Genomic DNA, 13,814 nt, shown 5'->3' with positions numbered 1-13,814 from the left:
CGGGGCACACCGCTTCCCGACGCCCCCAAGGAGACAGCAATGCTTGCAAAGAACCCCGGCCGCCAGCCGCGGCCGGCCTCGGCTTGGCTGGCGGCAGCCGCCGCGTGTACGGCCCTGGCCAACTCGAGCGCGGTGCTTGCCGCCGAAAGCTCCGGCACCTACCCACAGCGGTCGATCACACTCATCGTCCCCTTCACGCCTGGAACCAGCGCCGACATCATTGCCCGCGTAATCGGGCCTAAGCTGTCGGAGCGCTGGAAGGTCCCGGTCGTGACCGAGAATCGCCCCGGCGCGGGAGGCAACATCGGGTCGGAACTGGTCGCCCGGGCGGCTCCGGACGGCTACACGCTGCTCATGACGGCGACCGCCTTCGGTACGACGCCGGTCCTGAACAAGCACACGCCTTTCGACCCCATCAAATCGTTCCGGCCCATCGGGCTCGCCGCGACCAGCGCCATGGCCTTGGTCGCTCCCGGCAAGCTGCCGGCGCAATCGGTACAGGACCTGATCGAGCTGGCGCGCAGCCAGCCGGGCAAGCTCAACTACGCATCGCCCGGCACCGGCACGGCCCAGCACCTGGCCATGGAATTGCTCAAGCAGAGCGCCGGGGTGAACATGGTCCACATTCCGTACAAGGGCACGGCCGGGGCCCTCACCGACGTCATGGGCGGCCATGCCCAAGCCATGGTGACCAGCCTGGGAGCCGCCACGCCCTTTGTGCAGGGCAGGCAATTGAAGGTGCTTGCAGTGATGAGCAAGAAGCGGGTGGCGGAGATGCCCGATGCACCGACCGTGGTCGAGCAAGGGCACCCCGAACTCGTGGTGGACACGTGGTATGGCCTGCTGGCGCCCGCCCACACACCCGACGCGATCATTGCGAAGTGGAACCGGGATCTCAACGAACTGCTGCGCAGCCCGGACGTGATCGCCAACTTCCAGGGCCAAGGCCTGGTCGCGACCGGCGGCACACCGGAGGAACTGGGTTCGTTGATCGCAGGTGAGCTGGCGCGCTGGGCCAAGGTGGTGGACGCCGCAAAAATCGCCGCCGATTGACGGGAAGCGGCCGGCGAGACGGCGGCAGCGAGGCTTGGACGGCTACAGCAGCCCCTGCAATATTGCCTGGGCCACCGCGGCCTGCTTGTTGTTGACCTTGAGCTTGCCGAAGGCGTTGCCCAGGTGGAAGTTCACCGTGCGCTCGGTTACGCCCAGGATAAGCGCCGTTTCCCAACTGGTCTTGCCCACCGAGGCCCAGCGCAGGCATTCGGATTCACGCGCGGACAGCCGCACCCGTGGGGCCGCGCGCACGGGCAGGCGCAGGTAGGTATCGAGCACGATGGATGCGGCATGATTGCAGAGGCCCGCCAGCTGGGCCTGCGCAGCCGGCAGCGCGATCCTGCTGCCCGAGGCGAACAGCAGCGCGAGACAGGCCGCCATATCGCCGGGATGCAGGGCCTCGGCGACCAGAAACAACACGCTATAGCCGCCCAGCTTGCGCAACTCCGCATGGGCCGGCGCATCGTTGGGGTCGTCCAGCGCCCGTCGCACCGCGCGTATCTGCGGTCCCCCGCGCGATCCGGACCGGGAGACCAACGGGGCAAACTCCCGCCGGAACCCCAGCCACCATCGCGGCGCGTCCTCGCACAGCCACCGCAAGGCGTTGCCGCCGGGCGCGCGCTCGACGATGCCTAGCGCATAGCGGACCGCCCCCAGTGCGCCGGAGAAGTCGCGGACCACCCTGGCAAGATCGGACAGCGAGGAGGCATCGATCAGCGGGCGCAGTGCGCGCAACGCACGCATGGCCGTCTCGTGGCCCTCCATGGGGCGGACCGCACTGGTGCGCACCGGCGCGTCGGCCGGCGGCGGTCTCGTCATTCCACCTGGTGATGTCGACATTTGTAACATTGTATGACGAACTCACCGCTATGGGAATAGCGAGGGCGCCGGCCGGCGGGAGGCGCCGCTGCGCCGGCCACCGGCAAAGAAGAATCGTCTTACTTGTTGAGCAGCGACAGGTCCATCTCGGCGGCGCGATTCAACACGGCCGCCACCTTGGTGCGCAGGGCGTTGGAGTGCGCCTGCAGGATCTCGCGCTTGACGTCCAGCAGCTGCTGCGGATGCATGGAGAACTGGGTCAGGCCCAGGCCCAGCAACAGCCGCGTCAACACGGTGTCGCCCGCCATTTCGCCGCAGACCGATACCGGCTTGCCGGCCCGGGCACCGGCGTTGATCGTATTGGCCACCAGGCGTAGCACCGCCGGGTGCAACGGGTCGTACAAGGCCGCCACGTCCGGATCGGCCCGGTCGATGGCCAGGGTGTACTGGATCAGGTCGTTGGTGCCGATGGAAAGGAAGTCGAAGGCTTCGACGAACGGTTCGATCGCGATCGCCACGGCCGGCACCTCCACCATCGCCCCCACCTGGACATTCTGGCCATAGGCCTGGCCCCGGGCATCGAGTTCCTGCTTGGCCGCGGCAATGGCGGCATAAATGGCGCGGGCCTCACCCAGCTGGGCGACCATGGGAACCAGCACCCGCACCGGCCCGTGCGCCGAGGCGCGCAGGATGGCGCGCAGCTGGGTAGCAAACAGTTCGGGATGCGCCAGGCAATAGCGGATGGCGCGCAAGCCCAGGGCCGGGTTGGTGGCCACCGTCGCCTCGCCGTCCAACGTCTTGTCGGCGCCGATGTCCAGCGTCCGTATCGTGACAGGCCGCCCGCCCAGGGTCCGCACGACCGAGGCATAGGCCTCGTATTGCTCGTCTTCCCCGGGCAGGTCGTCCCGCCCCATGAACAGGAACTCGCTGCGGAACAGTCCGATGCCCTCGGCGCCCGCATCGACCGCCGCCTGAGCCTCTTCCGGCAACTCGATATTGGCCAGCATGGACACGGTGACGCCGTCCAGCGTAATGGCCGGCACGTCGCGCAGCGCCGCCAGGTTGGCCCGCTCGCGGGCGAAGTCCGCCTGCCGCGCCCGGTATTCGGCTACGACCTTGGGCGGCGGATTGGCCAGCAGCACGCCGGCCTCGCCGTCGACGATCACCATGTCGCCATCGCGCAGCAGGGTACGCGCTACGCCCAGGGCCACGACCGCGGGCACCCCCATGCTGCGGGCCACGATGGCGGTATGCGACGTCGCGCCGCCGAGATCGGTGGTGAAGGCCGCAAAACGGGCGCCGCGCAGCTTGAGCATGTCGGCCGGCGAAATATCGTGGGCCACCACCACCAAGGGATCGCCGTGCTCGGCCACGGCCGACGCCTTGAGGGAGCGCGGGCGCCCGTCGGCCTCGGCCAGGGCATGCAGCACCCGTTCGATGACCTGCCGCACGTCTCCGCCGCGTTCGCGCATGTACTCGTCGTCCATCTGCGCGAACTGCTCGGCCAGCGCCTGGCCCTGTGCCGTCAGCGCCCATTCGGCGTTGTAGTGGCGCGTGCGGATGATCTCGAGCGGTTCGTGCGAGATCATCGCATCGGCCAGGATCATGCTGTGCACCTGCAGGATGGCGCCCAGTTCACGGGGCACGTCCGGGGGAAGATGGGCGGCCAGCTGCGCGAGTTCGTCGGATGCGACCCGAATGGCGGCTTCCAGGCGCGCGCATTCGGACACCACGTCCTCCTCGGCGATGCGGTAGTGCGAAACCTCGAGTGCGGCCGCGCCTATGACCACCGCGCGGCCGATGGCATAGCCGCGCGACACCCCGAGTCCGTGCAAGGCCAGCATCGCGGTTTCCATAGGCTACTCGGCCTCGCCGAATTTCTGTGCGAACAGGTCCTGGATCTGGTCCAGCGCCTCCTGCGCGTCCTCGCCCTCGGCATCGACGGTGACCTTGCTGCCCATGCCTGCCGCCAGCATCATGACGCCCATGATGCTCTTGGCATTGACGCGGCGCGACCCGCGCGAGATGTGGATGTCGCTGCGGAACCGGCTGGCGAGCTGGGTGAGCTTGGCCGATGCCCGCGCATGCAGGCCCAGTTTGTTGATAACGGCAATATCGATGCTCGGCATGGTCAATCGTCTTCAGGTTCGCCGTCGACGCGCAAGACGCCTTGCGTGCCGCCGGCCAGCGCGCGCTGCGCCAGATCATCAAGGGAAAGGTGGCGATAGGGCAAGGTGCGCAGCAGCATCGGTATGTTGACGCCGGCCAGCACCGTGGTGGGCGTGCCATGCCGCATGGCCTCGCGCGCGGCGCGGTCGGTCTGGTTCGAGGGCGTGGCCCCCACGACATCGGTCAAGACCAGCACCCCCTCGCCCGCGGCGACGGACTCGATGCGTTCGAGTACCGCGCGGAACATCTGGTCGGGATCCTCGTCGTTGCCGGCATCGTAGGCCAGCACGCCAGGCAGAGCACCGAAAATGTGCGTGGCACAGGAAAGCAGGGACGAAGCCAACGGCTCGTGCGCAACGATAACGACGCCTGTCATGCCGATCTCGCTCAAGACATCGCGGATACGGCGTTCTCCAGCGCACGGGCGAACATGGCGCCTACGTCGAATCCGGTCTGCTCGGTAATTTCACAAAAGGTGGTGGGACTGGTCACGTTGATTTCGGTGACGTACTCGCCGATGACGTCCAGTCCCACCAGCAGCAGCCCGCGCGCCGCGAGCCTGGGCCCCAGTTCGCGGGCAATCGCCAGGTCGCGCTCGGACAGCGGCTGGGCCACGCCGCGCCCGCCCGCGGCCAGGTTGCCGCGGGTCTCCCCCGCTTGCGGAATGCGCGCCAGGCAATAGGGTACCGGCTCTCCGCCTATCAGCAAGACGCGCTTGTCGCCCTGCAGGATCTCGGGAATGTAGCGCTGGGCCATGATGCTGCGCTGGCCATTGTCGGTGAGGGTTTCGAGGATGGCGTTGAGGTTGATTTCCCCGGGGGCCAACCGGAAGATGCCGGTGCCGCCCATGCCATCGAGCGGCTTGACGATCACATCGTGATGCTGGCGGTGGAAGGCCCGCAGCCGGGCCATGTCGCGCGTGACCAGGGTGGGGACGGTCAGATGCGGGAATTCGGCAATGGCGAGCTTTTCCGGGTGGTTGCGGATGGCCGCCCCGGAATTGAAGACCCGTGCGCCTTGCGCCTCGGCACGCTCGAGCAGGTGCGTGGAATACACGTATTCCATGTCGAACGGCGGGTCCTTGCGCATCAAAACGGCATCGAAGCCGGTCAAGGGCTGGTCGCTCTCGGGCCCCTCGGTCCACCAGTCGTGCCCGTGCGGGTCGGCACCGGGCACCAGTTCGATGGGACGGGACGCGGTACGCACCACGCCGTCGATGACATATAGATCGCCTTGCAGGGCGACGCTCAACTGATGGCCGCGGGCCGCCAGCGCGCGCATCATTGCCACGGACGTGTCCTTGTAGGCCTTGAGCGCGGGAAGCGGATCGACAATGAAAAGTACGTGCATGGTCGCCTTGGATGCCCGCAGGATGCGGGCGCGAAGAGGGAGGTCGATTCTAGCAAGCCGCCCCGGCCACGACCGGTAAGCGCCTACGCCCGCCGCGGGTTTTCGGCAAGCCGCCGGCCGGGAAAACCTCCTCCGGCTTTTGTAACACAAGCCGGCCTCAGGCCGGCGGCGGCGCGTCCATGCCGTCGGCATGACAGAACGGCTGCGGCTGGCGCGCGCGGTCGTACACGGGGCGGCCGGCCACGTAGGTCGCGCGCACTGCGCGGTCATCCCCCAGTGTCATCAGCACGAACAAGCGCTCGTCCAGCTCGGCGCAATAGCGCATGCGGAAATCCATCAGCGGCGTGCACTTCAGGTCCAGCACCACCAGGTCGGCCTCGTAGCCAGGCTCGATCGCCCCCAGGCGGTCATCCAGGTAAAGCGCCTGGGCGCCGCCGCGGGTCGCCAGATAGAAAGCGTGCGCCGCCGTCAGCGGCGTCTGGTTCAGGGCCGCCACTTTGTAGGCTTCGTTCAGCGTTTGCAATTGCGAGAACGCGGTACCCGCGCCAATGTCCGTTCCCAGCCCCACCCTCACCGGGCGATCGGCGCGCTTGGCGTCGAACAGGCGAAACAGGCCGCTGCCCAGGAACAGGTTGGAGGTGGGACAATGCGCCAGCGCCGCACCCGCCCGATGACACGCGCACAGCTCTTCTTCCGAGACGTGCACCGCATGCGCGAAGATCGCGCGAGGTCCCGCCAGCCCCGCACGCCGGTAGACCTCGAAGTAGTCGCCGCAATCCGGGAACAGCTGCGCGATCCAGTCCACTTCGCCGAGGTTTTCGCTGAGGTGCGTCTGCACATAGGTACCGGGATGCTCGCGCCACAAGCGGGCGGCGGCCTGCAGTTGCGCGTCGGACGAGGTCGCCGCAAAGCGCGGCGTGATGCAATAGAGCTGGCGCCCCCGGCCATGCCACTTCTCGATGAGCGCCTTGGACTGCTCGTAGCCCGACTCGGCCGTATCCGTGAGCGCGTCCGGCGCATTCCGGTCCATCAGCACCTTGCCGGCGATCATACGGGTACCGAAACGCTGCGACGCTTCGAAGAACGCGTCGACCGATTCCGGGTGCACCGTGCAGTACACCGCCGCTGTCGTCGTTCCCGCGCGCAGCAGCTCGCGCAGGAAAAGCTCGCTCACCAGGCCGGCATGGCTGCGGTCCGCGAACTGCTGCTCGGTCACGAAGGTGTACTTGTTCAGCCACTCGAGCAGCTGCTCGCCGAAGGCGCCGATCATCTGCGTCTGCGGATAGTGGATGTGCGTGTCGACGAAGCCCGGCAGGATCAGCGCGTCGGGATAATGCGCCACCGGCATCGCCCCCTCGACCCGCGACCGCAAGCGATCGTAGGGGCCGGCCTCGGCGATCTTGCCGTCTTCCAGCACGACCAGCGCATCGGGCAGGTGGGTGTAGGAAGCGTGGGGATCGTTCAGGAACGGATCGGCATGGAAGCTGAGCGTAGCGCCGCGCAGGGCGTGCCGGCCTGGACCGAAGCGCGGACCGGCGGCGTCAGCGGCCGGGGATAGGCGTGGCGTCATGGGCATCCTCGGTTGGTCGGCGGGCGATACGGCGGGGGCGTCGTCCGCTCCATGCCATAGCGAGCATGATAATGGTGTCTTTACGTCCTGGCGTGAAATGTTTTGCGGCTTACGCAGGCTCGCGGCGCGCAGCTTCCAGCACCCAGTCCCGGAAGTCGCAAAGGTGCGCATCCTTTTCCAGGCGCTGCGGATAGACCAGGTAGAAGCCGGAGTCGATGCCCAGCCGATCGCCGAAGGGAGCGACCAATCGCCCCGCCTTCAAGTCATCCTCCACCAGCGCGTATTGCCCCATGGCCACGCCCATGCCCTGCAGGGCTGCCTGGTAAGCCAGGGCCGCGTTTTCGAACGTCACGCCGCGCGCCGGATCGATATGCCCGACACCATGGGCCGTCAGCCATCGCCCCCAATAGTCGGGCCGCGCCGCCGACTGCAGCAGCGTGAAGCGCGCCAGCTCCGCCGGGGCCAGGCGCGACCGGCCGGTCGGTAACAAGCGCGGACTGCAGACGGGCACCAACTCGATGTCGACCAGGTGGTGCGAGACGACGCCGGGCCAGTCGCCATGGCCAATGCATATCGCCACCTCGGCATCGCTCAGGCTTTCGAGCTGCTTGAGCGAGGTGGTCAATACCACGTCGCGCTCGGGGTGCCTCGCCTGGAAGGCCGGCATGCGCGGCAGCAGCCAGCGCATCGCGAACGTCATCTGGCACCACACCTGGAGCGGTGCGGTACGGCTGCGGCGCAACGCCTTGGCAGTCGCCATGCCGATACGCTCGAACGCTCCGCGCAGGTCGTCCCGGTATTCCCGGCCGGCCGGAGTCAGCCGGACTTCGCCGCTGATACGCTCGAACAGCCGCGCGCCCAGGAACTCCTCCAGTACCCGGATCTGCCGGCTGACCGCCCCGGTAGTGACGTGCAGCTCGCGAGCGGTCTGCGTGAAGCTGAGCGTATGCGACGCGGATTCAAATACGCGCAGCGGATTGAGCGGGGGCAGTTTCATGCGTGCCAGCGTTGAGAAAAAATCAACTCTCTTGACTATATATCGATTGCATCTATCGGTAGAACGTAGCACGATCGTGTCGCCGGTGCTTGAGCATTTGACAACGCATCACACCGCCCTGCGTACTGGACTTCCAAGAGGCACGCCTTGAAAACCGTCTTGCTCATAGGCTTTGGCGCAATGGGCCGCTCGATCTTCGACCAACTCAGGCACGATCCGCGCGTTGCACGATGGCTGGTCCTGGACCGCCCGGAACGCCTGGACGAAATCACAGCCACCCTGGGGGGTTGTGGCCTGGCCGTGGCCGGCATCGAGGACCTGAATGCGCGTCCGGACTTCGCGGTCGAATGCGCCGGCCATGGTGCGGTGACGAACGTCGTGCCGGTGCTTTTGCGGCGCGGTATCGACACGATTGTCGCGTCGGTGGGTGCCCTGGCCCATCACGACGTGGCGCAGCGGCTCGATCAGGCGTGCAGCGAAGGCGGCGCGCAATTGACCCTGGTCCCCGGCGCCCTGGCCGGCATCGATGCGCTCGCCGCCGCCCGCGCCTGCGGCCTGGACGAGGTCCGCTACACCGGCCGCAAGCCGCCGCGCAGCTGGAAGGGCACGCTGGCCGCCGAGCGCTGCGACCTGGACGCGCTGGCCCGGGCCACCGTGTTCTTCGAGGGAACCGCCCGCGAGGCGGCAACCCTGTTCCCGCAAAATGCCAACGTGGCCGCCATGGCCGGGTTATCGGGGCTGGGCCTGGACCGGACCCGGGTACAGCTCATCGCCGATCCGGAAGCCGGCGGCAACACGCACACCATCACGGCGCGCGGCGCCTTCGGCAGGCTGGAGGTAGAAGTCGAGGCGGCGCCTTTCGCCGCCAATCCCAAGACCTCCGCGCTGGCCGGCATGTCCATCGCGCGCGCCATCCGCAACCGCCTCGATACTTTCATTCTCTGAGCCGCCATGGATCATTTGCCTTCCTCCCCTGCCCAGACGCCCTCGCCGCCGGCCCAAGCACCGCTGCCCGATATCCCGCCGTCGCTGCGGCAAGCAATGGCCGAGCTCGGGCCGCGCTGGGGCACCCGCGTGCAGGCCCACGTCAAGCAGATGGTCGACGGATTCTCCGAAGTGCTGCGGGACGCGCCCAAGCTGGGCAGCGTGCGGCGCAACCTGCCCTACGGACAGGACCCACGCCAGTGCGTCGACGTTTTCCTCCCGTCGGCGCCCAGCGGTGCGCTGCGGCCGGTACTGATGTTCGTGCACGGGGGCGCCTTCGTCGAAGGCGACAAGGACCGCACCGGCGAAATCTACAGCAATGTACTGTGGTACTTCGCCCGCCATGGCATAGTGGGCGTCAACGTCGAATTCCGGCTCGCCCCGGCCCATCCCTACCCCAGCGGCACGCAGGACATCGCGGCAGCCGTCGCCTGGGTCCGCCAGCACGCCGCGGAGCTGGGCGCGGACCCGGACCGCATTTTCCTGATGGGCCATTCGGCCGGCGGCACGCACGCCGCCCACTATGCGTACGACGCGCGCTTCCATCCTGCGGATGGACATGGGCTGGCCGGCCTGGTCGTCGTGTCGGGACGGGTGCGCGCCGAGAATTCCCCGGAAAACCCCAACGCCAGCCGGGTCGAGGCCTATTACGGCAGCGACCGGCAAGTCATGGAAGATGGCTCCCCGGTGAACCACGTGACGCCCGCGGCGCCCCCCACCATGATAGCCGTGGCCGAATACGAAAACCCGCTCATAGACGTGCACTGCGTCGAGCTGTTCAACACCCTGACCCGGCTCAGGCGGCGCGCACCCCGCTTCGTCTGGATGGCTGGTCACAACCACACCTCGATCGTGGCGCACTTCAATACTGCCGAAGACTTCCTCGGCCGGCAGATCCTGGCGTTCATGGCGGCCCCCGGATACTGAAACGCCGCAACGGCATCGAGGAAGTTCCGGTAGGCGGGGGGGCCGCCTTCAAAAAAAAGGACCATTGCGTAAATCAGAGGACGGCCGGGTAACAGCGGACGGAAAGGCCACTCCTAAACTGGTTCGTGCCCTTTCCAACCCACAGGAGTCCCCCATGCACCGCCGTCCGCCACGAGCCCTGAAACTGGCTGCCATTCTCGCCCTGTCCTTCGGCGCCCCCGCGGCCCTGCTGGCCGCCGATGCCTTCCCCACGCGCCCCATCACGCTGGTCGTGCCCTACGCGCCGGGCGGCGCCGGAGACATCCTCGGACGTTCGGTCGCCAAGGAGCTGGCCAGCATCGCGGGCAAGCCGGTGGTGGTGGAAAACAAGCCCGGCGCGGGCGGCAACATAGGCGCCGAACTGGTCGCCCGGGCGCAGGACAAGGAAGGCTACACACTGCTGCTGGGCGCCACCAGCCTGGCCAGCAACCCCAGCCTGATGCGCAACATGCCCGTGGACCCGCTGAAGGACCTCGTCGCCGTCAGCGGCGTCGCATCGCTGCAGAACGTCATTGCCGTCAATCCGTCCTCCAAGCTGCGCAGCGTGGCCGACCTCATTGCGGAGGCCAAGGCGCATCCCGGCAAGCTGACATTCGGCACCGCAGGCATAGGCACCTCCAGCCATCTATCGGTCGAGTTGTTCAAAGGCGAAGTAGGCGTGGATCTGCTCCATGTGCCCTACAAGAGCGGAGGTCCCGCCATGGCGGACGTGATGGCAGGCAACCTGGATCTCGTGTTCGAACTCATGCCCGCCGTGGTCGGACATGTACGCAGCGGCAAGCTGCGCGGCATCGCCGTCACCGGTACGGCGCGTTCGGAAGCCCTGCCCGACCTGCCCACGGTGGCGGAATCCGGCTATCCCAAGTACTCGTTCGTATCCTGGTTCGGCATCTTCGGTCCCGCCGGCATGGAGGCGAAGCGCGTGGCCCAGCTCAACGAGATGATAGGCAAGGCCCTGACTTCCGACGAGTTCAAGGCCCGGCTCGAACAGCTCGGCGCGGAAGGCATGCCGGGCTCATCGGCCCAGTTCGACCAATTCTTCCAGGGCGAAGTGTCCAAGTGGAAGCGCGTCGTGGCGGAGCAAAGCCTGCCGCTGATGAACTGACCGTCCGGCGGGCTCTTCGCCTGCCTGGGAGGTACGCCAGGACAGCCCGGCGGCCTCCGCCTCGTTCGAGGTACTTCCGGGGCGCGCCGACAGCCCCCGCTACAGGCTATTGCCAGGCAATGCCCGTGAACTTGAGCTGCGACAGCTCCTCGATGGCATAGCGGACGCCTTCGCGCCCTGTCCCGCTCAGCTTCATGCCCCCGAAGGGATACATGTCGAGCCGGAAGCGGCTGGCTTCGTTCACCCACAGCGCGCCTACATCAAATGACTCGGCGAACCGGAACGCGTGGGCCAGGCTGCCGGTGAAGACGGCCCCCTGGAGCCCGAACGGCGAATCGTTGGCAAGCTCCAGCGCGTGCCGGGCGTCGTCGGCACGGATCAGCACGGCCACCGGGCCGAAGACCTCCTCGTACCATAGCCGCGCCGAAGGCGTCAGTCCCTCCAGAATCGCCGGCGACAGGATCAGGCCCTCCCGCCGGGGCGCCAGCCGGTAGCGCGCGCCTCGCGCGATCGCATCCTCGCACAGGGCCATGATGCGATCGGCCGACACCTCGGAAACGAGAGGGCCGATATCGGTCTGCTCGTCGCCCGCGGGGCCGACCCGCATTGCCTCGGCAGCGGCGACGAAACGCGCCGCGAACGCATCGTAGACCGGCGCCTCGACGATGACCCGCTGCGCGGAAATGCATTGCTGGCCGCTGGCCTCGAATGCGGCCGCAGCGATCTTGGCAGCGGCCGACTGCAGGTCCGCATCGGCCAGCACGACGTTGGCGGCGCTCGATCCCAGTTCCGATACGAAGCGCCGCACGCCGGTCGCCCTGGCCAGCGCTTCGCCGGCCTGCACACCGCCCGTGAACGATACCGCGCCGACATCGGGATGGCCGGCCAGCGCCAGTGCTGCTGCTTTGTCGCCGGCCAGCACATTCAGCAGTCCGGGAGGCAGCCCTGCCGCTATCGCGGCCTCGGCCAAGTGGAGGGCCGTGCGCAACGACGCAGGCGCGGGCTTGGCCACGCAGGCATTGCCGGCAGCAAGCGCGGGGGCGAGCTTCTGGACCAGCAGGTTCACCGGCGCATTGAATGGGGTAATCGCGGCTACGACACCATAGGGGAAGCGGCGGGTGTAGCCGACGCGGCCCACTCCCGCGGACACAGCATCCAGCGGAATGACTTCGCCGCCCAGATGCGGCAGCTCCGACATGCAAGCCTCCACGAACTGCAGTCCACGCGCCACTTCGCCGCGCGCGATGCGAATGGGTTTGCCCACGTCCTCGCTGATGATGTGCGCCAGCGTGGCGGCTTCCTGGGCCAGCGCATCCCCCAAGGACTGCAGGTGTTGCAGGCGTACCGTCAACGGCGAGGGGCGCTGCGCCTGGAAGGCGCGGCGCGCGCTGCCGACCGCCTGCGCCACGACGCCCTCGTCCGCCTCGGCGATGTCCAGCACGCCCCCGCTGCCGGCCTGCGTCCATGGCATGCGCGCCGGCCCGGGCACCACGTGGGTGCCAGCTATGAACGAGGATAGCAGCATGTTCCCGGAACGTTCGCTCTTCATCGCCCGCTCCCCGCTTCGGCGCGCAGGCGCTGGATATTCATATTGGCAAGAAACCCGATCAAAGGATGCAGTCCCATCTCGGCAAATGCCAACGGGTCCATGTCGAGCAAGGCCCCACGGTGGCTTTCGCTCAGCTCGAAGCGGGCGGCATAGGCCGAGGGATCCGCCACGAAGGCGAGCTGGTTGGCCTGGTCATACGCCAGGCCGTGCAAGGCGCGCGTCAACTCCGCCAGCTCGGGGGCAATGCGCGGGTAATGGGGCCGGGGAGCGGGCCGGGGCGGCGAGAAAAACCCCAGCGAGGCATAGTTGTGATGCCAGCTGGGGTCCATCTGCACCACATCGGGCACCCGCTCGCCCAGCGCTCCCGCGGCAAGTGCCCAGCAGCGCAACTCGATGTTGCCGGTGTCGTCCAGCCGGTTCTCGCTGTATCCGATCAGCGACTTCAGGTTTCCGGTCCGCAGGATATCCAGGACGCGATTATCGAAATCCAGGTCGGGCTCGCTATAGCGATCGGTGCCGGGGAAATGCGACATGCCGCCGCTGGCCACGACCACCGTCCGCAGGCCCAGGCGGCGCACCGCATTGGCCAGCGCCACCCCGAAGGCGTAACACCGCTCCGGTGTCGGCTGCGGGGGCAGATAGGCGTTGACGTACACAGGCAGCACGGGAGCCGACACCCCGAGGTGCGTCAGCGGAATGCCCAGCGCATAGTCGATCTCCGCACTGCTGGTGAAGGCCGGGTCGAAACCCGAGCGATACAGGTCTTCGACGATCCGGAAGGAGATTTCGCTGGGCACCTGGTAGCGAAAGCCGCGCCCGGCGAACTCGCCCTTGGCCACTCCTCCCACGTGCAGCGTGAACGGAGGCGCGCACTGGTGGAAGAATTGCTGGGCATGGTCATTGGCGATCATGATCCACAGATCGGGCTGGAGCGCCTGCAACCGTTGCCCGATCGCGGCGGCCACGTCCCGGACGCGCCGGACCGTGTCCTTGTCCTCGCTGTCGGGCAGCGTGAAAAATTGTGGCGCATGGGGCAGCATGGCGCCGCCGACGATCAAATCCTCGCTCATTCCGTCTCTCCGTTTTGGCAATATGTCCTGGGTGCCGGAGAGTGTAGGAACGCAGCCCCTGGCGGCCGTTACCCCGCCGTCTGCCTATTTATCGATTCATCCGATTTTGTGAGTGCCCCGGATAGCGTTTACCGGGCCCTTGGATATACTGCCTGCACACAAGCAAAAACATCGCCGTCTCA

At 67.4% G+C, this 13,814-nt stretch carries 13 protein-coding genes; 4 read left to right on the top strand and 9 right to left on the bottom strand.

The window, feature by feature from the left end; genetic code table 11:
* Positions 1-39 precede the first annotated feature (39 nt).
* Complete coding sequence (locus tag QHC78_RS12115) at positions 40-1,053, top strand: Bug family tripartite tricarboxylate transporter substrate binding protein (protein ID WP_319744775.1); 1,014 nt, start codon at positions 40-42, stop codon at positions 1,051-1,053.
* A gap of 42 nt (positions 1,054-1,095) precedes the next feature.
* Here QHC78_RS12115 and QHC78_RS12110 read toward each other — a convergent pair whose 3' ends face one another.
* The 7 genes from QHC78_RS12110 to gcvA form a co-directional block, all read right to left on the bottom strand.
* Positions 1,096-1,872, bottom strand: coding sequence for a helix-turn-helix transcriptional regulator (locus QHC78_RS12110; RefSeq protein WP_319744773.1), 777 nt, complete (start codon positions 1,870-1,872; stop codon positions 1,096-1,098).
* Positions 1,873-1,991: 119 nt separating this feature from the next.
* Positions 1,992-3,728, bottom strand: a complete 1,737-nt coding sequence (gene ptsP, locus QHC78_RS12105; protein ID WP_319744771.1) for a phosphoenolpyruvate--protein phosphotransferase — start codon at positions 3,726-3,728, stop codon at positions 1,992-1,994.
* 3 nt (positions 3,729-3,731) lie between these two features.
* Positions 3,732-4,001, bottom strand: coding sequence for an HPr family phosphocarrier protein (locus QHC78_RS12100; protein WP_319744769.1), 270 nt, complete (start codon positions 3,999-4,001; stop codon positions 3,732-3,734).
* Between the two features lie 2 nt (positions 4,002-4,003).
* A complete protein-coding gene (locus QHC78_RS12095) occupies positions 4,004-4,417 on the bottom strand; it encodes a PTS sugar transporter subunit IIA (RefSeq protein WP_319744767.1) in 414 nt (137 codons plus the stop codon).
* A gap of 11 nt (positions 4,418-4,428) precedes the next feature.
* Positions 4,429-5,391 (bottom strand): glutathione synthase, encoded by a 963-nt coding sequence (gene gshB, locus QHC78_RS12090; RefSeq protein WP_319744765.1) that lies wholly within the window; start codon positions 5,389-5,391, stop codon positions 4,429-4,431.
* A gap of 157 nt (positions 5,392-5,548) precedes the next feature.
* On the bottom strand, positions 5,549-6,961 hold the full coding sequence (guaD, locus tag QHC78_RS12085) for a guanine deaminase (RefSeq protein WP_319744763.1): 1,413 nt from the start codon (positions 6,959-6,961) through the stop codon (positions 5,549-5,551).
* 109 nt (positions 6,962-7,070) lie between these two features.
* Complete coding sequence (gene gcvA / locus QHC78_RS12080; RefSeq protein ID WP_319744761.1) at positions 7,071-7,958, bottom strand: transcriptional regulator GcvA; 888 nt, start codon at positions 7,956-7,958, stop codon at positions 7,071-7,073.
* Between the two features lie 147 nt (positions 7,959-8,105).
* Between gcvA and QHC78_RS12075 the strand changes: the two genes are divergently transcribed.
* From QHC78_RS12075 to QHC78_RS12065, 3 genes are all read left to right on the top strand, one after another.
* Positions 8,106-8,903 (top strand): aspartate dehydrogenase, encoded by a 798-nt coding sequence (locus QHC78_RS12075; RefSeq protein WP_319744759.1) that lies wholly within the window; start codon positions 8,106-8,108, stop codon positions 8,901-8,903.
* A 6-nt stretch (positions 8,904-8,909) separates the two neighbouring features.
* Positions 8,910-9,869 carry an alpha/beta hydrolase gene (locus tag QHC78_RS12070; protein WP_319744757.1) on the top strand — a complete coding sequence of 320 codons (960 nt, stop codon included), beginning with the start codon at positions 8,910-8,912 and terminating at the stop codon, positions 9,867-9,869.
* 154 nt (positions 9,870-10,023) lie between these two features.
* Entirely contained in the window at positions 10,024-11,013 is a 990-nt protein-coding gene (locus QHC78_RS12065; protein ID WP_319744755.1) for a tripartite tricarboxylate transporter substrate binding protein, read from the top strand.
* A 106-nt stretch (positions 11,014-11,119) separates the two neighbouring features.
* Here the strand turns inward: QHC78_RS12065 and QHC78_RS12060 are convergent, their stop codons facing one another.
* Positions 11,120-12,562, bottom strand: coding sequence for an aldehyde dehydrogenase family protein (locus tag QHC78_RS12060; RefSeq protein ID WP_319744753.1), 1,443 nt, complete (start codon positions 12,560-12,562; stop codon positions 11,120-11,122).
* Positions 12,559-13,632 (bottom strand): DODA-type extradiol aromatic ring-opening family dioxygenase, encoded by a 1,074-nt coding sequence (locus tag QHC78_RS12055; protein WP_319744751.1) that lies wholly within the window; start codon positions 13,630-13,632, stop codon positions 12,559-12,561. The genes QHC78_RS12060 and QHC78_RS12055 overlap by 4 nt, the downstream gene beginning before the upstream one ends.
* Between the last annotated feature and the right edge of the window lie 182 nt (positions 13,633-13,814).

It is taken from the genome of Pigmentiphaga sp. (genome assembly GCF_033795525.1).
GTDB lineage: Bacteria > Pseudomonadota > Gammaproteobacteria > Burkholderiales > Burkholderiaceae_B > Pigmentiphaga.
This window is presented reverse-complemented; position numbering and strand designations above follow the sequence as displayed.